General features: G+C 67.8%; 22 protein-coding genes and 1 pseudogene. 15 read left to right on the top strand and 8 right to left on the bottom strand.

Features of this window, described 5'->3' with window-relative positions:
- Nucleotides 1-27: 27 nt before the first annotated feature.
- Both ASD42_RS23705 and ASD42_RS23700 read left to right on the top strand, forming a co-directional pair.
- Complete coding sequence (locus ASD42_RS23705; protein ID WP_056820949.1) at nt 28-594, top strand: TetR/AcrR family transcriptional regulator; 567 nt, start codon at nt 28-30, stop codon at nt 592-594.
- A 62-nt stretch (nt 595-656) separates the two neighbouring features.
- Nucleotides 657-1,100 (top strand): annotated as a pseudogene (locus ASD42_RS23700) (nitroreductase family deazaflavin-dependent oxidoreductase); the annotation flags it as partial.
- Nucleotides 1,101-1,118: 18 nt separating this feature from the next.
- Here ASD42_RS23700 and ASD42_RS23695 read toward each other — a convergent pair.
- Entirely contained in the window at nt 1,119-1,814 is a 696-nt protein-coding gene (locus tag ASD42_RS23695) for an LmeA family phospholipid-binding protein (protein ID WP_056820688.1), read from the bottom strand.
- Between the two features lie 27 nt (nt 1,815-1,841).
- Nucleotides 1,842-2,546 carry a hypothetical protein gene (locus ASD42_RS23690; protein ID WP_056820686.1) on the bottom strand — a complete coding sequence of 235 codons (705 nt, stop codon included), beginning with the start codon at nt 2,544-2,546 and terminating at the stop codon, nt 1,842-1,844.
- Nucleotides 2,547-2,746: 200 nt separating this feature from the next.
- On the opposite strand from ASD42_RS23690, the gene ASD42_RS23685 reads away from it, so the two are divergent.
- A complete protein-coding gene (locus ASD42_RS23685) occupies nt 2,747-3,877 on the top strand; it encodes a metallophosphoesterase (RefSeq protein WP_327153430.1) in 1,131 nt (376 codons plus the stop codon).
- Here the strand turns inward: ASD42_RS23685 and ASD42_RS23680 are convergent.
- Together ASD42_RS23680 and ASD42_RS23675 are read right to left on the bottom strand one after the other, a co-directional pair.
- On the bottom strand, nt 3,846-4,949 hold the full coding sequence (locus ASD42_RS23680; protein ID WP_056820684.1) for a PQQ-dependent sugar dehydrogenase: 1,104 nt from the start codon (nt 4,947-4,949) through the stop codon (nt 3,846-3,848). The two genes, ASD42_RS23685 and ASD42_RS23680, sit on opposite strands and share 32 nt — an antisense overlap.
- 32 nt (nt 4,950-4,981) lie before the next feature.
- Nucleotides 4,982-5,413, bottom strand: a complete 432-nt coding sequence (locus ASD42_RS23675) for a PaaI family thioesterase (RefSeq protein WP_056820682.1) — start codon at nt 5,411-5,413, stop codon at nt 4,982-4,984.
- Between the two features lie 55 nt (nt 5,414-5,468).
- Between ASD42_RS23675 and ASD42_RS23670 the strand changes: the two genes are divergently transcribed.
- Both ASD42_RS23670 and ASD42_RS23665 read left to right on the top strand, forming a co-directional pair.
- Nucleotides 5,469-6,086 (top strand): TetR/AcrR family transcriptional regulator, encoded by a 618-nt coding sequence (locus tag ASD42_RS23670; protein ID WP_056820680.1) that lies wholly within the window; start codon nt 5,469-5,471, stop codon nt 6,084-6,086.
- Nucleotides 6,070-6,792 (top strand): hypothetical protein, encoded by a 723-nt coding sequence (locus tag ASD42_RS23665; protein ID WP_056820678.1) that lies wholly within the window; start codon nt 6,070-6,072, stop codon nt 6,790-6,792. Before ASD42_RS23670 ends, ASD42_RS23665 begins: the two co-directional genes overlap by 17 nt.
- A gap of 28 nt (nt 6,793-6,820) precedes the next feature.
- On the opposite strand, the gene ASD42_RS23660 is transcribed toward ASD42_RS23665, so the two are convergent.
- The gene (locus ASD42_RS23660) at nt 6,821-7,414 is read right to left on the bottom strand and encodes a TetR family transcriptional regulator (RefSeq protein ID WP_056820677.1); all 594 of its coding nucleotides are present in this window, start codon (nt 7,412-7,414) and stop codon (nt 6,821-6,823) included.
- 144 nt (nt 7,415-7,558) lie between these two features.
- Here ASD42_RS23660 and ASD42_RS23655 point away from each other — a divergent pair, with 144 nt between their 5' ends.
- From ASD42_RS23655 to ASD42_RS23625, 7 genes are read left to right on the top strand one after another with little or no spacing between them, the layout of a single operon-like run.
- Nucleotides 7,559-8,776: an acetyl-CoA C-acetyltransferase gene (locus ASD42_RS23655; protein ID WP_056820675.1), complete on the top strand. Its 1,218-nt coding sequence runs from the start codon at nt 7,559-7,561 to the stop codon at nt 8,774-8,776.
- Complete coding sequence (locus tag ASD42_RS23650) at nt 8,773-9,528, top strand: SDR family oxidoreductase (protein WP_056820673.1); 756 nt, start codon at nt 8,773-8,775, stop codon at nt 9,526-9,528. Before ASD42_RS23655 ends, ASD42_RS23650 begins: the two co-directional genes overlap by 4 nt.
- Nucleotides 9,529-9,579: 51 nt before the next feature.
- Nucleotides 9,580-10,335, top strand: coding sequence for a 3-oxoacyl-ACP reductase FabG (gene fabG / locus ASD42_RS23645; RefSeq protein WP_056820671.1), 756 nt, complete (start codon nt 9,580-9,582; stop codon nt 10,333-10,335).
- Complete coding sequence (locus ASD42_RS23640; RefSeq protein WP_056820670.1) at nt 10,332-10,784, top strand: MaoC family dehydratase; 453 nt, start codon at nt 10,332-10,334, stop codon at nt 10,782-10,784. The genes fabG and ASD42_RS23640 overlap by 4 nt, the downstream gene beginning before the upstream one ends.
- The gene (locus ASD42_RS23635) at nt 10,784-11,863 is read left to right on the top strand and encodes a phosphotransferase family protein (RefSeq protein WP_084787273.1); all 1,080 of its coding nucleotides are present in this window, start codon (nt 10,784-10,786) and stop codon (nt 11,861-11,863) included. The genes ASD42_RS23640 and ASD42_RS23635 overlap by 1 nt, the downstream gene beginning before the upstream one ends.
- On the top strand, nt 11,860-13,038 hold the full coding sequence (locus tag ASD42_RS23630) for an acyl-CoA dehydrogenase family protein (protein WP_056820668.1): 1,179 nt from the start codon (nt 11,860-11,862) through the stop codon (nt 13,036-13,038). The genes ASD42_RS23635 and ASD42_RS23630 overlap by 4 nt, the downstream gene beginning before the upstream one ends.
- Nucleotides 13,035-14,135: an acyl-CoA dehydrogenase family protein gene (locus ASD42_RS23625; protein WP_056820667.1), complete on the top strand. Its 1,101-nt coding sequence runs from the start codon at nt 13,035-13,037 to the stop codon at nt 14,133-14,135. Before ASD42_RS23630 ends, ASD42_RS23625 begins: the two co-directional genes overlap by 4 nt.
- Before the next feature lie 20 nt (nt 14,136-14,155).
- On the opposite strand, the gene ald is transcribed toward ASD42_RS23625, so the two are convergent.
- Entirely contained in the window at nt 14,156-15,256 is a 1,101-nt protein-coding gene (gene ald / locus ASD42_RS23620; RefSeq protein WP_056820666.1) for an alanine dehydrogenase, read from the bottom strand.
- A 120-nt stretch (nt 15,257-15,376) separates the two neighbouring features.
- Between ald and ASD42_RS23615 the strand changes: the two genes are divergently transcribed.
- The 3 genes from ASD42_RS23615 (at nt 15,377) to ASD42_RS23605 (ending at nt 18,151) form a co-directional block, all read left to right on the top strand.
- Entirely contained in the window at nt 15,377-15,889 is a 513-nt protein-coding gene (locus ASD42_RS23615) for an Lrp/AsnC family transcriptional regulator (RefSeq protein ID WP_056820665.1), read from the top strand.
- A gap of 60 nt (nt 15,890-15,949) precedes the next feature.
- Nucleotides 15,950-17,230, top strand: a complete 1,281-nt coding sequence (locus tag ASD42_RS23610; RefSeq protein ID WP_056820946.1) for an MFS transporter — start codon at nt 15,950-15,952, stop codon at nt 17,228-17,230.
- A gap of 105 nt (nt 17,231-17,335) precedes the next feature.
- Nucleotides 17,336-18,151: a cyclase family protein gene (locus tag ASD42_RS23605; protein ID WP_056820663.1), complete on the top strand. Its 816-nt coding sequence runs from the start codon at nt 17,336-17,338 to the stop codon at nt 18,149-18,151.
- 6 nt (nt 18,152-18,157) lie between these two features.
- On the opposite strand, the gene ASD42_RS23600 is transcribed toward ASD42_RS23605, so the two are convergent.
- On the bottom strand, nt 18,158-19,714 hold the full coding sequence (locus ASD42_RS23600) for an FAD-binding oxidoreductase (protein ID WP_084787272.1): 1,557 nt from the start codon (nt 19,712-19,714) through the stop codon (nt 18,158-18,160).
- A gap of 134 nt (nt 19,715-19,848) precedes the next feature.
- The gene (locus ASD42_RS23595) at nt 19,849-20,415 is read right to left on the bottom strand and encodes a type 1 glutamine amidotransferase domain-containing protein (protein ID WP_056820661.1); all 567 of its coding nucleotides are present in this window, start codon (nt 20,413-20,415) and stop codon (nt 19,849-19,851) included.
- Nucleotides 20,416-20,449 lie beyond the last annotated feature (34 nt).

Raw genomic sequence — 20,449 nt, 5'->3', positions numbered from 1 at the left:
GATCGGTCTATGGCGAAAGGGGTGCCGATGAACCCGGTAGCGGGACCACGAGAACGCCTCATCCGCAGCGCGATTCTCATGATGCGCGAACACGGAGTCGCGGCGACCGGACTGACCGACCTGCTCGCCCACAGCAAGACCGCCCGAGGCTCGATATATCTGCACTTCCCCGGCGGCAAGAGCGAGCTCATGGAGCAGGCGACCCTGCACGCCGGGCAGCAGATCACCGCGATGATCGAGGCGCTGATCGCCGCGTCGTCGTCCCCGGCGGAGGTGGTCGTCGGACTCGTGGAAGCCTGGAAGCAGATACTCCAGACTTCGTCGTTCACCGCCGGATGCCCGATCGTGGCCGCCGCGCAGAGCGGCAGCGACTCGCCGACCGTGCAAGCGGCGTCGGCCACTGTGTTCGGCGACTGGACCGGTCGGCTGGCCGAGTTCCTGAGATCGGCGGGGATGGACTCCGCTGCGGCCGCCTCGGTCGGCAGCGTCATCATCAGCACGGTCGAAGGCGCGATCATCCAATGCCGAAGCACGAAATCCCTGCAGCCGCTCGATGACGCGGGTACCAACCTCGTCAAACTTCTCGAACTCTGAAGTTCACCTTGAAGTTCACCTCACCTGCAACAGAGAGGCCGACAACGATGACCGAGCAGATCGATCAGCGCGCCCGGCGCAAGTTTCTCTTCGAGCGCGGCGTGGGTCGCTACGTCGCCAACCCCACCGTGCGCGCGCTGCGCCGCCTGGGAATAGACACCGCGCTCGCCACCGAATTGGAAACGATCGGACGAAAGAGCGGCGCACTGCGTCTGGTCCCGATCGCGGCGGCCTTCGACGAGTCCGGCGCGTGGGTGATCTCCCAGCACGGCACCCGCTCGGGGTGGACCGCCAACATCACCGCCGACCCGCAGGTGCGCATTCGGCAAGGGGGCACCTGGCGCACCGGTACCGCGCAGTTGGTGCCCGACGACGATGTCGACGCTCGGGCGCGCACCTTCGCGTCGCATCCCGCGTTCGCCGGCTTGACCGCCGCCACCTTCCGAGCGCTGCAGAGTGCGCCGATCTCCGTCCGGATCACCTTCACCGATACCGATCGGCACTGACCCGGCACTGCGAGATCCTCACGGCAGGCTGTCGAGCCGAACGTCGTGAGCGACGGCGGTGACGTGAAGGCCGTCCGCGCCCGGTTTTATTGCGGTCAGGCGCGCGCCGAGTGGCAATTCTTGGAGCGGCACGACGAAGGTCAGTGACTGGCGAATCAGGGCAAGGGAGATCGTCGGTCCGCCTGCCGCGGACTGGACCGAGACCGGGGTGACCTCGATGCCCGCTTCGGTCGGTGCGACGGTGACGAACACCGTTGCCGGTACCGAGATGCCCGCCACCGAGAACCTCCCGGTCACGCGCAGTCCGTCCGGGCTGTCGGAGATCGAATCCACTTGCGACGGCGCGAAACCCAGCACGACATCGTAGGGGACCACGGCGGTCGCGGTCGCCGTGGCCGCGACAAGGTTCGAGGTGCGGTTGTTGAGCACGTCGGTCAGCGGTGCGGAGACGTCGGCCAGTGCGACATCGAGGTTGTGGACGGAGATGTCGTACCCACTCCAGTCGCCGATCCGGATATCGATGTCGTGATAGGTGCCGTTCACGGCCTGGGTCAGGAACGGAAAGCCGCCGATTTCGACCTCGGGCTGGTGCGCGAGGTCGTACTCGGCGGCGATCTGGCGTCCGATCTCGTTCTGCGCCATGACGACCCCGACTCGATCGCCGACGACCAGTGCGATCATCAGCACGACGATCAGTATCAGCAGTGCGCGCATGCATTCATCATCTCGGCCATCCCACCATCATGCTGCGGATCGTGGCCGGTGGGTAGTTTCGACCCGCTCGGTGGGGGTGTGGTCCCGCACCATCTCGGCGGTGAGCCATATGGCCGCGACCGCCACCATTGCGCCCCAGGCGATTCGGCCGGTGTGGGGCAGGAAGTACTGCGGCAGCATCGTCGCCAGTAGTACCGCGAGCGGGACGGCGCTCCAGCGGTGCAGAGTGCCCGAACGCCACACCGCCACCGCGGCCAGTATCGCCGCGACCGTGATCAGCATGAGACCGATCGCGAAGACGCTCATCGCGGTCGGGTCGTACCGGAAGGCGTTGCCGACCTCGGTCAGCGTGGCGTCCCCGTCGGCAACGGCGCGCTGTCCGATTGCTTTGAGGCCGTAGACCTCCGCGCCGTAGTAGGAGATCGTCAGGGCCGATCCGATGTAGCCGATCGTCGCGGCCGCGGCAGCGGTGCCCTCGTGGGGAGTGCCCCGGAGCCGACCGTGCAATGCGCTGTATCCGAGCGGGATGAGGATGAGCCCGGCGATCGCGGCGATATGTGCGAGGGACCAGCCAAGGCTTGTCCACGACTCGGCGCTGTCGAGCGTGGTCTGGTCGGAAACGCGCGGGGCGGCAGCCTCATAGATCAGGAACAGGATGCCCGCGAGTGCGAAGGCGAAGGCGCCCCAGCGGGCGCGGTTGTCGGGACGCGATGCGAGCGAGGGAAGGGACATGGCACTCCTTTGGGGGCGCACCGCCCGATTTCGAGAGCGGTGCTCTTTCTCGAGATCGATGGTCACACAGTCGCGTCAACAAAGCAAGAGCAGTGCTCTTGTTTGAGTGGGCATGGGTCGCGTCCGGGCCGAAAGTGACCTGAGATGATCTGATGTGATGCGGCCCGACCGGGGGGCGGCCTTGTTGAGAACGGGATCTCGTGACCTCGGTGGTGCTGGTGATAGTGGTCCTGCTGGTTCCGGCTTTGATGTTCGCGGTTCCGTGGTGGACCCTGGTTGCCGCGCCGACGGGGCGTAGCGGGACTCTGTTCCGGGTCGGCACCGCGGCCTGTGTGGGCGGGTATCTGTGTTTGCTCGTCGCGCTGTTCCTCGGGCACGGGCCGCCGCAGTTCGATCCGGCGGCGATCGTCGGTGACGTTCTGCTCGGGGTCTTGTGGGTGGTGTTCGTCTGGTCGCTGATCGGATCGATCGTCCGGGGCGCGCTGCGCGCCGCCAGGGTCGATCGGCTGCGCGCGAGTCGGGGCGTGGCGCTCGCTGTGGTGGTGGTCTCGGCGGTGCTCACCGGGTACGGGGTGTACGAGGCGCGGCGGGTGCCGCAGGTTCGTACCGTCGATGTCGCGATCCCGGGCCTGGCCGAGGGCCTCGACGGGCTGCGCGTCGTGGTGCTCACCGACACCCACTTCGCCGCGATCGACCGGGAGCAGTGGTCACGAGACGTTGTCGACGTGGTCAACGCGCAGCGGCCCGACATCGTGGGTCTCGCCGGGGATCTCGTCGACGGTTCGGTGGCGAAGCGAGCCGATCAGGTCGCCCCGCTCGCGCGCGTCGAAGCACAGCTCGGCCGGTTCTACATCACCGGCAATCACGAGTACCTCGACGATGCCCAGAGCTGGATCGACTACATGGCCTCGATCGGCTGGCAGCCGCTGCACAACGCGCACCGCACCGTCGAGCGCGACGGTGGCCGGCTGGTTGTCGCCGGAATCGACGACCCCACCGCCGATGTGCCCGGCCACGGTCCCGACCTGTCCGCCGCGCTCGCGGGCACCGACCCCGACCTGCCGGTCGTCCTGCTGGCCCACCAGCCCAAACAGGTCGCCGACAGCTCCGCGGCCGGGGTGGAACTACAGATCTCCGGGCACACGCACGGCGGTCAGATCTGGCCGTTCCACTACCTGGTCCGGCTCGACCAGCCGGTAGTCGCGGGACTGAGCAGGCACGCGAACGGTACCCAGCTCTATACCAGTCGCGGCACCGGCTATTGGGGTCCGCCGATGCGGGTGTTCGCACCCAGTGAGATCACCGTGTTGGTGTTGCATCCGGAGCGGTGAACGCGGTCGGCTCGTCCGGCTCGAGGCGGACGATGCGGTCGTCGCCGGCGGTGGGCTCGCCGCGACCATCGGTGTTGTTCGTCAGTACCCACAGCGATCCGTCCGGGGCGACGGCGATGTCACGGAGACGCCCGTACTCGCCGACCAGAGACTCGGTCGACTGGGTGAGGTTGTCGAGGGGGATTCGACGTAGTCGCTCGCCGCGCAGATTCGCGATGTAGAGGGACCCACCGACATTCGTCATCCCGCTCGGGCTGGCCTCGGACGGTTTCCACTGTTGCAGTGGGTCGATGAAACCGGCTCGGCCTGCGATGCCTTCGACCTCGGGCCAGCCGTAATTGCCGCCGGGTTCGATGAGATTGAGTTCGTCCCAGGTGTTCTGGCCGAATTCACTCGCGAACATCCTGCCGTCCGCCGCCCAGGTGATGCCCTGCGGGTTCCGGTGGCCGTAGCTGTAGACGAGTGAGCCCGGGACGGGGTTGTCGACGGGTGCCTGCCCGTCCGGTGTCATGCGCAGGATCTTTCCGGCGAGGGCCGCGCGATCCTGGGCCGCGGGCCGGTTGCCCGCGTCGCCGACGGTGGCATACAGCATCCCGTCGGGACCGAAGGCGATCCGGCCGCCGTTGTGGTTGGCCGCGGCGGGCAGTCCGGTGAGGATTGTTCTGCCGCCGCCGAGCGTGAGGTTGCCCGGTTCTCCGGTGAGGTCGAATCGTTCGATGCGGTTGTCGTCGGCGGCGGTGTAGTAGGCGAACAACTGCGCCCCGCGCACGGCGATGCCGAGGAGGCCGCCTTCGCCCGAGGGCTCGACATCGTCGACGGTGCCCACCTCGTGTTGTGTTCCGCCGGTGCCGATTTCGAGGATGCGACCGCTGTCTCGCTCGCTCACCAGTGCGGCGGCGCCGTGGAAGGCGATCGACCACGGCGCGTCGAGCTCATCGGTGACGGGGGAATCGTGCGCGGAGGAGTGGGACGGGGTGCTCGACTGGTCGGAACTCTCGCCCGGAGAGCACGCGCACAGTAGAGCGAGAGCGAAGGCGGGCGCGACGAGAAACGCTGTCTTGCGGAACTCCATGCTGTCGAGATTAGGCCCGCCGGCCGGTGGTTTCAGCCCACCTTGTATGTGCCCGCGCCCGCGGCGATGAGGCGACCGCCGTCGGTGGCGACGATGTCGACCCGACAGGTGCTGAGGTGGCGCCCGGCGCGCAGGCGAGTGCCGATGATGTCGATGCTTTCGGCATTGGCCGGCTGGATGAAATCGATGGACATCGAGACGGTCACCCCGCGCAATTGCTCGGGGAGCCGGGCTCCGGCCCAGGCCGCGGCCATGATGCCGATATCGATACAGCCCGCGAGGGCGCCGCCGTGGACCATGTCGCCGACCGTGACGAGTTCCTCGCGGAAGGGCATCCGGAGACGGGCCGAGCCCTCCTCGATCTCGACGAGTTCGATGCCCATGTGCCGGACGAAGGGAGATTGGGGCAGGAACAGCGCCATGGCTTCGCTGCCGGTGCGGGGGATCTGCGGGGAGAGGGTCATCGAGATTCCTATCGGAAGTTGACTATGATATCGGAATGAGACTACGTTATTTCGTATGACGTTGGAACCCCCTGTCGACCGACGCAAACGTCGGACCCACACTGCGGTGCTCGATGCCGCGCAGGTCTTGTTCCTGCGAGAGGGCTACCGCGGCACCACCATCGACATGCTCGCCGCCGAGGCCGACGTGGCGGTGAGCTCGATCTACGCCAATTTTCGCGAGGGCAAGGCCGACGTGTACGCCGCGCTGGCCTGGCGGATAGCGACCCTGCACGTGGCAGCGATGTCCGCCCCGATCGGCGCTGATTCGACCCCGCGCGGCGAGGTCGCCGCCGTGTGCGACCGCTACGTCGCCTTCCATCGAGAGAACCCGCTCGCGTTGCGCATTCTCGCGCTGACCGACATCGACGTCAGCGAATCCGAACTGGCGACCGAAGCGAAAGTGCGCATCGACGCCGTGCTCGGCGACTTGATCGAATCCTTCGCCGCCGCAGTGCGACTGGCGGGCTGTGATGTCGAACCCCATGCGCTGGTGATGGTTTCGTGGGCCACGGTGAACGGGGCGTACTCGCTGTTCCAGCGCAGGATCGTCGACGAATCAACCCTGGCGGCCATGCTCGCCATCGCCCGAGCCGATCTGCTTTCCCACGTAGGAGATGACCACGATGCGTGACGGCGAATTGAGTTTTATGCAGCAGATCCGCACCGCGGGTTCGGCATTGGGTATACAGGCCACGTCCTTGCCCCATCTGATCCGAGGGCTGCGTCGGGAGGGGGACGGCGCGGGGTGGGCGGCGCCGGTACCGCCGGATTCGCGACTGTGCCGGTCCGCCCTGGACGAGGCCACCCAGGTACTCACGCCCGCGCTGCTCGCTCACAGCTTGCGATGCTGGGAATTCGGGATGGCCTTGGCGCAGGTGGACGACCTACGGCCCGACCCCGAGGCGCTCTATGTCGCCTGTGTGCTGCACGATGTCGCGGTGGGGGAGCCGGCCGACCCCACGGTGGGGTGTTTCGCGCTGCTCGGCGCACGGCGCGCTCGCACGTTCGTCCTCGACCGTGGCGCCACGCCCGAGCTGGGTGAGTGCGTCCATACCGCCATCGCACGCCACATGGACCCGGCGACACCGCGTGATCGTGGTGCGGAAGCGGCGTTGCTGCACGACGCCGCCCATCTGGACGTCACGGGTCTACGTGCCTACCAACTGGATTCGCGTCAACTCGCCGCCATCGATGCCCGCCACGACAGGGCTGGATTCGCCGCCGAGTTCACCGCGACCATGCGCGACGAGGCCCGCATCCGGCCGCGCTCGACGGCCGCGACGCTCTGGCGCTCGGGAATGCGGGTCGCCATCACGCTGAATCCGCTGGATCGCTGATTCGCGACAGCTCACCGGGGTTGCCGGGTCAGTGCGCCCCGACGATGCGTAGCGCCATGTCGGCATAGGCGGCGGCGATGTCTTCGGGGCTCCATTCACCCTCGTCGCGGTACCAGCGGGCGATATCGATGCCCAGCGAGAGCAGGGCGACCGCCGCCATCCGCGGGCTCGGGGTGTCGAAGACGCCCGCCGCGACGCCGCGCTCGACGAGTCCGCGAATCTCCCGGTCGATCCGGTGGCGGATGTCGAGGATCTCGGCGTAGTGCTCGGGGGTGAGCGCCGACAGCTCGTAGTTCACGATCCTGGCGCCGGTGTGCCCTCTGGCATGGTGAACAGCGAAGGCGTGCACCACATTTCGCAGCGCGGTGGCCGGCTCGCCGGACGACTCGACCCCCTTCAGAACGAGGTCGAGTGTTTCCTCGTGCCCGGTCCGCGAGATCAGATAGAGCAGCTCTTCCTTCGATTTGTGATGCACGTACACCGCGGCGGGGCTCAGGCCCGCTGCCGCGGCGATATCCCGCGTGGTGGTGCCGTTGAAGCCCTTCTCGGCGAACGCGGCGATGGCCGCGTCGAGTAGACGCGCGCGGGTCGCATCGGAGCGGGCTTCTGTCATGTCGGTCATCGCCGGGTCATTATCTCGCCCCGGAACCGCCTGCCTCGGACCAGGTGGTGTGACGTGGATTACAAGGATCCGCGTATTGACGGCCGTGGGCGGGCTGTTGCACCATGCTGACTAAGCAAGCGCTTACTTAATTGAGGAGATTCGATGCCGGAAGCCGTGATCGTCGCCGCCGCCCGTTCCCCGATCGGCCGGGCAGGCAAGGGGTCGCTCAAAGACATGCGCCCCGATGATCTGACCGTTCAGATGGTCCAGGCCGCCTTGGCGCAGGTACCCGCACTGAACCCCGCCGAGATCGAGGACCTGGTACTCGGCTGCGGGCAGCCCGCGGGGGAGTCGGGCTTCAACATGGCCCGGGTGGTCTCGGTACTTGCCGGGCTCGACGGCGTCCCGGGTACGACGGTCAACCGCTACTGTTCGTCGAGCTTGCAGACCACCCGGATGGCGCTGCACGCGATCAAGGCCGGCGAGGGCGATGTCTTCATCTCGGCCGGTGTCGAGACAGTGAGCCGCTACTTCAAGGGCAATGCCGACGGCCTGCCCGACACACAGAATCCCTACTTCGCCGACGCGGTGGCTCGCACCGAGACGCGTGCCGCGGGCGGCTCGACCTGGGGTGATCCGCGCGTCGACGGACTGGCTCCCGATGTGTACATCGCGATGGGGCAGACGGCGGAGAATGTCGCCCAGTTCACCGGCATCACCCGCGCGGAACAGGACGCCTTCGGCGTGCGGTCGCAGAACCTGGCGGAGAAGGCGATCGCCAACGGCTTCTGGGCCACCGACATCACCCCGGTGACATTGCCCGACGGCACGGTTGTCAGCACCGACGACGGTCCGCGCGCGGGGGTCACCCTCGAAGCGGTCTCGGCGCTGAAGCCGGTGTTCCGTCCCGATGGCACCGTCACCGCGGGCAACTGCTGTGCCCTCAACGACGGCGCGGCCGCCCTGGTGATCATGTCCGACACGCGAGCCAAGGAACTCGGCCTCACCCCGTTGGCCCGGGTCGTCAGCACCGGAGTCTCGGCGCTGTCGCCCGAGGTCATGGGCCTGGGCCCGATCGAAGCGTCGAAGAAGGCGCTGCTGCGCGCCGGTCTCACTGTCGACGACATCGACCTGGTGGAGATCAACGAGGCCTTCGCGGTGCAGGTGATCGGCTCGGCTCGCGAGCTCGGCATCCCTGAGGACAAGGTCAATATCAACGGCGGCGCGATCGCGGTGGGACACCCGTTCGGCATGACCGGCGCGCGGATCACCAGCACCCTGATCAACTCACTTCGCTACCACGACAAGCAGTTCGGCCTCGAGACCATGTGTGTCGGCGGCGGCCAGGGTATGGCGATGGTGCTGGAGCGTCTGTCGTGACCGGCCGATTCGCGGGCAAGACCGCGATCGTCACCGGGGCGAGCCGGGGCATCGGCCTCGGCATCGCCGAGCGACTGGTGGCCGATGGGGCGAAGGTTGTGATCACCGCACGCACCCAGGACGCGCTCGACGACGCCGTCGAACAGTTGGGCGGCGCCGAGCATGCGCTCGGTGTAGCAGGCCGCGCCGACGACATCGAGCACCAGGCGGATGCGGTCGGTCGGGCGATCGCGGCGTTCGGCAGCGTCGATCTGCTGGTGAACAACACCGGAATCAATCCGGTGTTCGGGCCGATGATCGAGATGGATCTCCAGGCCGCCCGCAAGATCATCGAGGTCAACTGCCTCGCGGCGTTGTCGTGGGCTCAGCAGGCGCACAAGGCGTGGATGGGCGAGCACGGCGGCGCGGTCGTCAACGTCTCCTCGGTCGCCGGCGTACGGCCCGCGCCGGGCATCGGCTTCTACGGTGCCAGCAAGGCGATGCTGACCTACATCACCCAGGAATTGGCTGTCGAGCTCGGCCCGAACATCCGGGTCAACGCGGTGGCGCCCGCCGTGGTGAAGACGAAGTTCGCGACCGCGCTCTACGAGGGTCGCGAGCAGGAACTCGCCGAGACCTACCCGCTCAAGCGGCTCGGAGTGCCAGAGGACATCGCGGGCGCGGTGGCGTTCCTGCTCTCCGCCGATGCCGCCTGGATCACCGGCCAGCTGCTGGTCGTCGACGGCGGCATGACCTTGACCGGCAGCGTCTGAAATATCGGCTCGCCCAGCCGAACACACATCGAACCCACAGGAGTGACTCCCATGAGTACCACCAACACCGCGATCGTCACCGGTGCCGCCCGAGGAATCGGCGCGGCCGTGGCCCGCCGTCTGGCCGCGGACGGATTCGCCGTCGCCGTCATCGATCTCGACGAGGCCGCGGGCAAACCCGTGGTCGACCGGATCGAGGCCGCCGGTGGCCGGGCGATCGCGATCGGCGCCGACGTCGCCGACGAGGCCGCCGTCGACGCCGCTGTCGAGCGGGTCACCGCCGAGCTCGGCGCGCCCACCGTCCTGGTCAACAACGCAGGCGTCCTGCGCGACAACCTGATCTTCAAGATGACCGCCGACGACTGGGACACCGTCATGAACGTGCACCTGCGCGGGTCGTTCCTGATGACCCGGGCGGTCCAGAAGCACATGACCAAGGCCGGATTCGGACGCATCGTCAACCTGTCGAGCACCTCGGCGCTCGGCAACCGAGGACAGGCCAACTACGCCGCCGCCAAGGCCGGGCTGCAGGGATTCACCAAGACCCTCGCCTTCGAGCTCGGCAAGTTCGGCGTCACCGCGAACGCGATCGCGCCCGGTTTCATCGAGACCGAGATGACCGCGGCTACGGCGGCGCGCGTCGGTGTTCCGTTCGAGGACTTCAAGGCCGGGGCCGCGGCCGAGATCCCCGTGGCGCGCACCGGCGTGCCCGACGATATCGCGCACGCGGTGTCGTTCTTCGTCAGCGAGGGCGCCGGTTTCGTCTCCGGACAGGTGCTCTACGTCGCGGGCGGGCCGAAGGCATGAGGACCTTCCACGGCATCGACGAACTGACCGAGGCTGTCGGCACTCATCTCGGCTACTCCGAGTGGCACACCGTGGCCCAGGCACAGATCGACACCTTCGCGGACGCGACCGGCGATCACCAATGGATTCATGTCGATCCGGCGAAGGCGGCCGACGGCCCGTTCGGAACGACCATCGCGCACGGCTATCTGACGCTGTCGCTGGTTCCGGATCTGGTCGGACAGGTCTATCGGATCGAGGGCGTCCGCATGGGTGTCAACTACGGCGCCAACAAGCTTCGGTTCCCGGCGCCGGTGCCGGTCGACTCGAAGGTTCGCGCCGGTGTCGAGTTGCTCTCGGTGAAGCCCGGTGGTGGCGGACACCTGGTAACCGCGCAGGTCACCGTCGAGCGTGAGGGCGGCGACAAGCCGGTGTGCGTGGTCGAGACCGTGTCGCTCGTGGTGGTGTGATGGGGATCCGGACCGAACTTCCCGGGCTCGATCTCGGTCGCTTCGCGGCGTGGTTGCGGACCGAGATCCCCGGTGCCGACGCGCCGATCAGTGGTCGGCTGATCGCGGGTGGAAGGTCGAACCTGACCTACGAGGTCACCGATGGCACCCGGCGGTGGATCGTTCGTCGTCCGCCGCTTGGCCATGTCCTGGCGACCGCGCACGATATGGCGCGCGAATACCGGGTGATGGCGGCGCTGCGGCCGACCGCCGTTCCGGTGCCCGAGATGTACGCGCTGTGCGGTGACGCCGATGTTGTCGGCGCGCCGTTCTATGTGATGGAGCGCGTCGACGGCACGCCGTATCGCGACGCCGCGGAGCTGGCGGTGCTGGGACCCGAACGGACCAGGGCGATCTCGACCGGCCTGATCGACACCCTCGCCGCGTTGCACGCTGTCGATCCGGCAGCGGTCGGGCTGGCGGACTTCGGTCGCCCGACGGGTTTTCTCGCCCGTCAGGTGAACCGGTGGCGCAAGCAGCTCGACGCCTCGCACACCCGCGACCTGCCCGCGGCCGTCGAGCTCCACGCGCGCCTTGCCGCCGACGTGCCCGCCGAGTCAGCGGTCGGGATCGTGCACGGCGACTTCCGCCTCGACAATGTGTTGACCGACGCCGACGACCGACTCGCTGCCGTCATCGATTGGGAAATGGCCACGCTCGGCGACCCACTCACCGATCTGGCGTTGATGGTCGTCTACGGTCGCCTCGCCGCCGCGACCTCGACCAACACGAATGTGGCCGACGCCTCTGCCGCGCCCGGGTTCCTGTCCGAAGCCGAGATCATCGCGCGTTACACCGCGCGCAGCGACCGCGACATGTCGCGTTTCGGCTTCTACCTGGGTCTGGCGGCCTTCAAGCTCGCCGCGATCCTCGAGGGCGTGCACTACCGCTACCTGCACGGCCAGACCGTGGGCGAGGGCTTCGAGACCATCGGCGCCTCGGTCGAACCGCTGCTCGAAACCGGTCTCGCCGCACTAGGTTTCGAGGCCGACGAGATCGCTCCAGCCGGCGCCGAGCCACACAGTCAGGAGGCACGATGACAGTCGACGAACTGGCCCGGGCGATCGAGGAGTTCCTCGCCGCCCATGATCCGGCCACGACCGAGCGCCTGGAGTTCCTGCGCGCCCGTTACGACGCGGGACTGGCCTGGGTGTACTTCCCGCACGGCCACGGCGGGCTGGGTCTGGCGCCTGCCCGGCAACTCGAGGTGGACCGTGCCTTCGCGGAGGCGGGCGCACCCGACAACAACCCCGAGGGCAACGGGATCGGGCTCGGCATGGCGGCGCCGACGATCCTGGCCTACGGGACCGACGAGCAGAAGCGGCGCTTCCTGCGGCCGCTGTGGACCGGCGAGGAAATCTGGTGCCAGCTCTTCAGTGAGCCGGGCGCGGGCTCGGACCTGGCCAACGTCAGCACCCGTGCGGTCCGCGACGGTGAGGACTGGGTCGTGGACGGGCAGAAGGTGTGGACCTCGGGGGCGCACCTCGCGCAGTTCGCGATCCTGCTGGCCCGCACCGACACCGGGCTGCCCAAGCACCGCGGCATGACGTACTTCCTGTGCGACATGACCGATCCCGGCGTGGAGGTCCGGCCGCTGCGTCAGATCACCGGCGAGGCCGAGTTCAACGAGGTCTTCCTCACCGGTGTCCGCATTCCCGATGCCCAGCGTCTCGGTGGCGAAGGTGACGGGTGGCGGGTGGCCAACGCGACGCTCAATACCGAGCGGGTCGCGATCGGCGGCAGGGCCAGTGACCGCGAGTCCGGGATCGTCGGCGTGGTCACCGACACCTGGCGCGCGCATCCCGACCGGCGCACATCCGAGTTGCACGACCGGCTGTTGCGGTTGTGGGTCGATGCCGAGGTCGGCCGGATCACCGGCATGCGGCTGCGACAGAAGCTGGCTCAGGGCAGACCGGGTCCGGAAGGGGCGGCGATGAAGCTGACCTTCGCCCGGGTCGCCCAGCAGCTGTCCGGCCTGGAACTGGAGATCCTCGGCGAAGAGGGCCTGCGCTATTCGGACTGGACCATGGTCCGGCCCGACCGGGTCGATTTCAACGCCCGGGACGCGGGCTACCGCTACCTGCGGGCCAAGGGCAACTCGATCGAGGGCGGCACCTCCGAGATTCTGCGCAACATCGTGTCCGAGCGGATTCTCGGCCTGCCACCCGAGTCGCGAACCGACAAGGACCGACCATGGAACGAGGTTGCCCGATGACCGAGCTGGATCTGCTCTACACCGAGGTCGAGGACGACCTGCGCAACGTCGTGCGCGCTGTGCTCGCCGCACAGTGTGATCCGGGCGCGGTGACGGCGCTCTACGACGGGGACCGGTCGCTGGTCGCAAGCCTGTGGAAGAGCATCGCCGTCGACCTCGGTCTGGCCGGGCTGCTGGTCCCCGAGGACCGCGGCGGTGCGGGAGCCTCGGCACGGGAGGCCGCGGTCGTGCTCGAGGAACTCGGCCGTTTCGTCGCGCCGGTGCCGTTCCTGACGAGTGCGGTAGTAGCGACCACCCTGCTGCTCGACACCGACGGTCCGCTGCTCGGTCAGTTGGCGGCGGGGGAGCTGACCGCGGCGCTCGTGACACCGTTGTCCACGTCGGCCCACGGGACGTTTCCCACTGTGTCCCTGGGGCCGGACGGTCTGACCGGCACCGTCACCAGCGTGGCCGGTGCGCTCGAGGCCGATGTCCTGTTGGTTCCGGTCAGCGGGCCCGATGGCATTGCGGTGTATGCCGTTTCGGCCGACCGTGCCGACATCAGCCCGGTGATCTCGCTCGACATGACTCGGCAGCTGGCCGACATCACCTTCGACGCCGTCACGGGCGAGCACGTCGTCGCCGACGGAGAGGTCGCGGTGCGTCGCGCGCTCGAGGCGGGCACCGCCCTGCTGGCTTCGGAGCAATACGGCCTCGCCCGGTGGTGCCTCGAAGAGACCGTGGCCTACTTGAAGGAGCGACGCCAGTTCGGTCGGGTGGTCGGCGGCTTCCAGGCGATCAAGCACCGGCTGGCCGATCTCTACACCGCGGTCGAGTCCGCCAACGCGGCCGCTCGATACGCCGCAGCCACCCTCGCCGCAGACGACGCCGACGCCGCCGTGGCGGCCGGTGTGGCCCAGGCGTTCTGCGGCGATCTCGCGGTATTCGCTGGCGAGGAAGCCGTGCAGTTACACGGCGGTATGGGTATGACCTGGGAACATCCCGCGCACCTGTATCTCAAGCGGGCCAAGGCCGACCAGATCACCTTCGGCACGGGCGGTATTCATCGGTCGCGTCTGGCCGAGCTGGTCGACATACCCGGCCCGCGACAGGACTGATTCACTGCCGCCTGTGCCCCTCACCGGACCTGTGTCACGAGGTCATGGGCGGCAGCGACCGGTGCGTTGGTGACGTTGCCGGCGTGGGTGTTCAGGCCCGGTGCCAGGCTCGGATCCTGCGCGCAGGCGCGTTCCCAGCCCTTGTCGGCCAGGGCCACCACGTAGGGCAGGGTCGCGTTGGTCAGTGCGTAGGTCGAGGTATGTGGCACGGAGCCCGGCATGTTCGCCACGCAATAGAACGTCGAGGCGTGGACCGGATAGGTCGGATCCGCGTGGGTGGTCGGGTGGGTGTCTTCGAAGCAGCCGCCCTGGTCGACCGCGATATCGACCAGCACCGATCCCGGCTTCATCTGCGCGACGAGTTCGTTGCTCACCAACTTGGGTGCCGCGGCGCCGGGGATCAGGACGGCGCCGATCACCATGTCCGCCGCGCGGACCTGCTCGGTGATCGCCAGCTTCGACGAGGCCAAGCCGCGCACGCGATTGTTGTAGCGCCAGAACGACATTCGCAGTTTGTCGAGGTCGGTGTCGAGCAGTGTCACGTGCGCGCCCATGCCCAAGGCGATATTGGCCGCGTTCTGTCCCGCCACCCCGGCCCCGATGATGACCACCTTCGCCTGGTCGACGCCGCCGACGCCGCCGAGCAACACCCCGCGACCGCCATAGGGCTTCATCAGCGCGTGCGCGCCCACCTGCGGCGCCAGACAGCCCGCGACCTCCGACATCGGATACAGCAACGGCAGCGCGCCGGACGGCAACTGCACGGTCTCGTAGGCGATGGCCGTAACCCGCTGCGCCAGTAGCTGTTCGGTCAACGGCCGGTCTGCCGCCAAATGCAGGTAGGCGAACAGGATCAGCCCTTCACGCAGGCGGTGATACTCCTGCGCGACAGGTTCTTTGACCTTCAACACCAGATCCGCCTCGGCCCAGACGTCGTCGGCTTCGGCGAGGATCTGCGCTCCTGCCGCGAGGTATTCCGCATCGGGAATCGACGATCCCAGCCCGGCGCCCGCTTCGATGACCACGTGATGACCGTTCGACACGAGTTCGTGCACACCGATCGGTGTGATCGCTACGCGGAATTCGTTGTTCTTGACTTCCTGGGGGACACCGACGCGCATGGGAGCTGCTCCTTCAGGATGATCGGGTTCTGCTACAAGCATCGAGAATTAGTGCGGCAATCGGCGATGACACCTGCATGATCGACGGAATTCGGTGTCGAAGCTGAGTATCCTGCGGTGATGGCGTCGCGAGAGCAACACCGACCGCAACCCGTGCAACCGTTCCGTGGGTCCCCGGCGAACCTGGACGATATCGACCGCCGGCTCCTCGCCGAACTCGCCGAGGATGCGCGCGTACCCAACAATGTCCTGGCCGCGCGGGTGGGCATCGCCGCCTCGACCTGCTCGCTGCGGCTACGCAGGCTCCGCGAACTCGGTGCGATCCGCGGCTTCTACACCGACATCGCCCCCGAGGCGCTGGGGCTGCCGATCCAGGCGATGATCTCGGTCCAGGTCCAACCGGCGGCGCGGGCCCGCATCGGTGAGCTCAGCGCCAAGCTCGCCGCACTGCCGGGTGTGGTGAACGTGTACTTCCTCGCTGGGACGGTCGACTTCTTGATTCAGGTCTCGGCGGCCTCGCCGGACGCGCTGCGCGAGTTCGTGACGCAGGAGCTCAGCGCGACCCGCGAATTCGCCTCGACCGAGACCAGCCTGGTCTTCGAGCACATTCGCAGTCCGCAGCCCACGATCTGACATCGGATCACGCCGAGTCCGTGCGCTGTGCTCGGGCGGACTCTCTGCGACGATGTGCCCATGAGCACCACCACCCGACCGGGTGTGATCACGGCAGGCACGCTGGTTCTGTTGTCGTCGCTGTACTTCGCGCAAGGGTTGCCGTTCGGCTTCTTCACCCAGGCGCTGCCGGTGGTACTGCGCGAATCGGGCTATTCGCTGGTGGTGATCAGCGCCTCGGGTGTGCTGTACCTGCCCTGGGCGTTGAAGTTCCTCTGGGCGCCCTATGTCGATCGGTACGGCACCCGGCGCACCTGGCTGCTGGTGTTGCAACTGCTGTCGGCCGCGGTCGCGATGGTGTTGGCCTGCCTGGATCTGTCGTCCTCGCTGCGCTGGTTGTTCGTCGGCATCGTGGTGGTGAATCTGCTCTCGGCGACCCAGGACGTGGCGACCGACGGTTCGGCCGTGCGGTTGCTGGGTCCGCGTCAGCGCGGGCTGGGCAACGGCATCCAGGTCGGGGCCTACCGGGTCGGCATGATCGTCGGCGGCGGGGCCCTGTTGTGGTTGTACGCGCTGGCCGGGTGGCGGGCGCTCTTTCTCGCGATGGCGGCCTTGATCGTGCTCACCACGGTTCCGGTGTGGCTGATGCGCGAGCCGGTCGCGGACCGGCTGCCGAGCCCGAAGCCCGCACAGCTGCTCGGCGCCTGGTGGACCAGACTGCGTCGACCCGGCGTTCTCGCCTTCATCGCATTGATCGGCGCGTTCAAATTCGGTGACTCGATGGCCGCGGCGCTCACCGGCCCCTTCCTGTCCGACGCCGGACTCGACCTCAGCGAGATCGCCCTGATCAAAGGCGTGCTCTCCTCGGCGGGCGCGCTGGCGGGCGCGGCCCTCGGCGGTTGGCTCGCCTATCGTTTCGGCCGCCGCAAGGCCCTGCTGATCGGCGGTGTCACCCAGACCGCGAGCATCGCGCTGTACCTGTTCGCCGCCCTCGGCCTTGGCGGTTTCGAACTTCTCGTCACCGCGAGCCTGGCCGAGCATGTCTTCGGTGGTGCGGCCACCGTCGCCGTCTTCGCGCTGATGATGGACGCCTCCGAACCCGAATACGCGGGCAGCGACTACACCCTGCTCGCCTGCGCGATCGTCGTCGTCCAAGGCGTGGCAGGGATGGCCGCGGGGGTCGTCGGCGAATTAGCCGGTTATCCCACGCTCTTCGCCACCGGGCTCGTCCTGTCCGGACTCGGTTGCGCCGCAATGATTCTCGGCCTGTCCCGGGGTCTCGGCCCCTCGAACCTGCACCGAGCCCTTGCTCCGACGGACAATCGGCTGCGTGACGGCGGCGATCGCCGCGTCGACAGGTAGTCGCGCCTCGTCGGCGGTGGTCCGCCTGGTCGGCCGAAAAAACCGGAGCGCGGCGTCGGCCCCGATCGGGCGCCGGACCCGGTTCGCTCGGCTATCTTGAGTCCGATGTGTTCGCCCGAGATCGTTCGTCTCGCCCACGAGAGCGCGCCGCAGCCGAGTCGGCGGGCGCTGCTCGGGCTCGCCGGGCTCACCGCACTGGCCGCGGTGGCCCCCGCGCCCGCCGTCGCCGCGCCGCGCTCCGGCGTTGTCGACCTCACTCACACGCTGACGCCGCACCTTCCGGTGTGGCCGGGTAATCCGCCGCTGGTCATGGTCCCGGTGGCCACGCACGCATCGGGTGGGTTCGGGCAGTTCGCACTCGGGTACTGGGAGCACACCGGAACCCATCTCGACGCGCCCGCGCATCGGATTCCCGGCGCCGCCACGACCGATGCCCTCGTCGTGGACGACCTCGTCGCGCCGCTCGTCGTCATCGATATCAGCGCCAAGGCCGCCGTCGACGCCGACGCGGTGGTGACCGTCGCCGATATCGACAACTGGCGATCACAGCACGGCGACCTCCCGGAGCGGGCATTCGTCGCGATGTACTCCGGGTGGGAAGACCGCATCGACCGACCGTCGACCTTCCTCAATCTCGACGAGCGCGGAACGCCCCACGCGCCGGGGTTTTCCGCCGACGCCGCGGAATACCTTGTCGCGCACTGCGGAATCGTCGGCGCCGGAGTCGACACGCTCAGCCTCGATTGCGGTGCCGATCCCGAATACGGTGCGCACACAACCTTTCTCGGTGCCGGTCGCTACGGCGTGGAGATGCTCGCCAACCTCGCCGCAGTTCCGCCGAAGGGCGCGACGGTCGTCATCGGCGCACCGAAACACGCGGGCGGCACCGGCGGACCGTGTCGAGTGCTCGCGCTCACCTGACTGTCATCACCAGTCCGGTCGGCCGATCGAAAGCCGGTGCTGGAAAACATTTCTCGGATCCGCCGCCGCTTTGACTCGCAGTAATCGCCGATAGTTGTCACCGTAGTAGAAGGCGTGCCACGGCAGGCCGGAGGTATTCCACGCGGCGTCGGCCAGATCCGGGTCCGGGTAGTTGATGTAACTGCCGCCGTAGGCCGCGTTCGGCACCGGAACACCGCCGGTGCCGGCATGCACCTCGCGATACATCTCGCGCGCCCAACGCAGATACCGTTCGTCGTCGAAGGGCAGTCGCCACGACGCGTGGATCAGCATCTTCATGAACGAATCCCGTGCGGGCATCGCCGTCGCGTCGGCGGCCACGGCGTTGATCGCGCCGCCGAACGGCAGGAATTCGAGCTGGGATTCGCCGAGGAAGCCGAGATCGGTGATGTAGCGGTAGAAGATTCGGAGTTGTTCGGGGGAGTACGCCTTACGCAGATAGGCGGCTTTCACTTTGACCCGTGTGGTGTTGGTGGCCTTCGCGTAATACACCTGGTTCACGGTGTCCGGGTAGGACAGCTGTGTGACCGGTGTCAGTATGGGCGGCGGGAATACCCCGTCGCTCACCGTGGCGACGAATTCGTCGAAACGTTTTCGCGCGTCGGGTGTTTCGGCATCGAACAGGATCAGCATCTCGGCCGCGCCGGTGCCGGTCGTCCTGATCATCAGCGGTGCGTAGAGACCGGCGAATTCATTACCCGGCGCACTGTGGCGTTCGAAGAACCCGAGGTAGTTACCGAGCAACCGAACGAACGAATCCTCGGTCGTGATGGGCAGGATCAGTCGCGCGTTCAGCATGCTGCCCGGCGGTTTCGGCAGTGCGCGCGTGGGGTCGGCGCCGTCGGAGTCGCGAGATCGCAGCAGATACCGGGTCACCACACCGAAATTGCCGCCGCCGCCACCGGTGTGCGCCCACCACAGGTCGCGGTCGGGTCCGTCTTCGGTCGCCACAACCACTTTCGCGGTGCCGTCGGCATCGACGGTGACCACTTCGACCCCAGCCAGGTGATCGGCCACGAGCCCGAATCGCCGTGACAACGGACCGTAGCCGCCACCGCAGACATGACCACCCATCCCGACACCGAGGCAGATCCCACCCGGCACCGTCACGCCCCAGCGGTGCAGTGCGTTGTAGACGGTGCCGATATCGGCGCCCGCGTCGACGGAGAACGCGCGGTGGTGCTCGTCCCAGTACACCGCGCCGAGTCGGCCGAGGTCGATGATCGAACGGGTCCGCGCGTTGTCGACGAAATCGTCGAAGCAGTGCCCGCCCGAGCGGGCCGCGATCCCACCGTCTCCGCCCACCGCCTCGGCGACCGCGCGGCGAACCTCTTCGGCGCTGGTCGGCACATAGATCTTCGCCGGTCGCGCCAGGAACCGCCGGTTGTACCCGCGCGAGGCCAGCGACTCGACATCGCCCGCACCGAGCACCCGCTCCTCGGCGCGGCCCGCAGGCATTCCGAGCGCGGCCATCGCGCCGCCCGCCGCGGCCGCGGTGATCAACTTCCGACGTGAGAGCGCCACCGGATTCCTTTCGCGCCACGCTGTTCGAGATGAACCTGCTCGGACAGTAGCGGAATCGCCGATGCGCGGACGGCGGAAATACCCAGAGGTCGCAGTGGTTGTGAGTTCGATATCGAGGCAGCCCCGGCCGAGGACTAGGTGGCGGCCGGGTGGCGTCCCTCGGCGAACTCTTCGACGATCTTGGCGCAGAACGCGGGCAGATCGTCGGGGTTGCGGCTCGAGACCAAGCCCCGGTCGACGACGACCTCCTCGTCGACAACGGTGCCACCGGCATTGCGGATATCGGTGCGCACGCTGGGATAAGAGGTGAGCGTGCGGCCGCGCACGGCGTCGGCCTCGACCAGCGTCCACGGTCCGTGGCAGATCACGCCGACCGGTTTGCCGGTGCCGACGAATTCCTTGACGAAGCGGACCGCCGCGGGATCTTGGCGGAGTTTGTCGGGGTTGGTGGTGCCGCCCGGGAGCAGGAGCGCGTCGAAGTCGGCCGGGCTCACGTCGGCGACCAGCTCGTCGACGGTGAAGGTGTCACCCTTGTCGACATCGTGGTTCATCGCCTGGATGGTGCCGGAAGCGAGGGATACCAGCGTCGTGACGGCGCCCGCGTCTTCCACCGCCGCGCGGGGTCGGACGAGTTCGACCTGCTCCACCCCGTCGGTGGCGAGGATCGCGACGCGCTGTCCTGTCAGCGTCCGGTCAGTCATCTTCGGCTCCTTCCTGGCTCTGGCGCCCAGCAGG

This window comes from Nocardia sp. Root136, assembly GCF_001427185.1.
Classification (GTDB): domain Bacteria; phylum Actinomycetota; class Actinomycetes; order Mycobacteriales; family Mycobacteriaceae; genus Nocardia; species Nocardia salmonicida.
This window is presented reverse-complemented; position numbering and strand designations above follow the sequence as displayed.

What these genes read in the sequence shown, in the direction of transcription:
- ASD42_RS23680 (WP_056820684.1), bottom strand. Translation starts at nt 4,949, where the DNA reads ATGGAGTTCCGCAAGACAGCGTTTCTCGTCGCGCCCGCCTTCGCTCTC.
- ASD42_RS23665 (WP_056820678.1), top strand. Translation starts at nt 6,070, where the DNA reads ATGACCACGATGCGTGACGGCGAATTGAGTTTTATGCAGCAGATCCGC.
- ASD42_RS23640 (WP_056820670.1), top strand. Translation starts at nt 10,332, where the DNA reads ATGAGGACCTTCCACGGCATCGACGAACTGACCGAGGCTGTCGGCACT.
- ASD42_RS23655 (WP_056820675.1), top strand. Translation starts at nt 7,559, where the DNA reads ATGCCGGAAGCCGTGATCGTCGCCGCCGCCCGTTCCCCGATCGGCCGG.
- ASD42_RS23605 (WP_056820663.1), top strand. Translation starts at nt 17,336, where the DNA reads ATGTGTTCGCCCGAGATCGTTCGTCTCGCCCACGAGAGCGCGCCGCAG.
- ASD42_RS23690 (WP_056820686.1), bottom strand. Translation starts at nt 2,546, where the DNA reads ATGTCCCTTCCCTCGCTCGCATCGCGTCCCGACAACCGCGCCCGCTGG.
- ASD42_RS23625 (WP_056820667.1), top strand. Translation starts at nt 13,035, where the DNA reads ATGACCGAGCTGGATCTGCTCTACACCGAGGTCGAGGACGACCTGCGC.
- ASD42_RS23615 (WP_056820665.1), top strand. Translation starts at nt 15,377, where the DNA reads ATGGCGTCGCGAGAGCAACACCGACCGCAACCCGTGCAACCGTTCCGT.
- ASD42_RS23695 (WP_056820688.1), bottom strand. Translation starts at nt 1,814, where the DNA reads ATGCGCGCACTGCTGATACTGATCGTCGTGCTGATGATCGCACTGGTC.
- ASD42_RS23630 (WP_056820668.1), top strand. Translation starts at nt 11,860, where the DNA reads ATGACAGTCGACGAACTGGCCCGGGCGATCGAGGAGTTCCTCGCCGCC.
- ASD42_RS23670 (WP_056820680.1), top strand. Translation starts at nt 5,469, where the DNA reads ATGACGTTGGAACCCCCTGTCGACCGACGCAAACGTCGGACCCACACT.
- ASD42_RS23635 (WP_084787273.1), top strand. Translation starts at nt 10,784, where the DNA reads ATGGGGATCCGGACCGAACTTCCCGGGCTCGATCTCGGTCGCTTCGCG.
- fabG (WP_056820671.1), top strand. Translation starts at nt 9,580, where the DNA reads ATGAGTACCACCAACACCGCGATCGTCACCGGTGCCGCCCGAGGAATC.
- ASD42_RS23705 (WP_056820949.1), top strand. Translation starts at nt 28, where the DNA reads ATGAACCCGGTAGCGGGACCACGAGAACGCCTCATCCGCAGCGCGATT.
- ASD42_RS23660 (WP_056820677.1), bottom strand. Translation starts at nt 7,414, where the DNA reads ATGACCGACATGACAGAAGCCCGCTCCGATGCGACCCGCGCGCGTCTA.
- ASD42_RS23595 (WP_056820661.1), bottom strand. Translation starts at nt 20,415, where the DNA reads ATGACTGACCGGACGCTGACAGGACAGCGCGTCGCGATCCTCGCCACC.
- ald (WP_056820666.1), bottom strand. Translation starts at nt 15,256, where the DNA reads ATGCGCGTCGGTGTCCCCCAGGAAGTCAAGAACAACGAATTCCGCGTA.
- ASD42_RS23675 (WP_056820682.1), bottom strand. Translation starts at nt 5,413, where the DNA reads ATGACCCTCTCCCCGCAGATCCCCCGCACCGGCAGCGAAGCCATGGCG.
- ASD42_RS23610 (WP_056820946.1), top strand. Translation starts at nt 15,950, where the DNA reads ATGAGCACCACCACCCGACCGGGTGTGATCACGGCAGGCACGCTGGTT.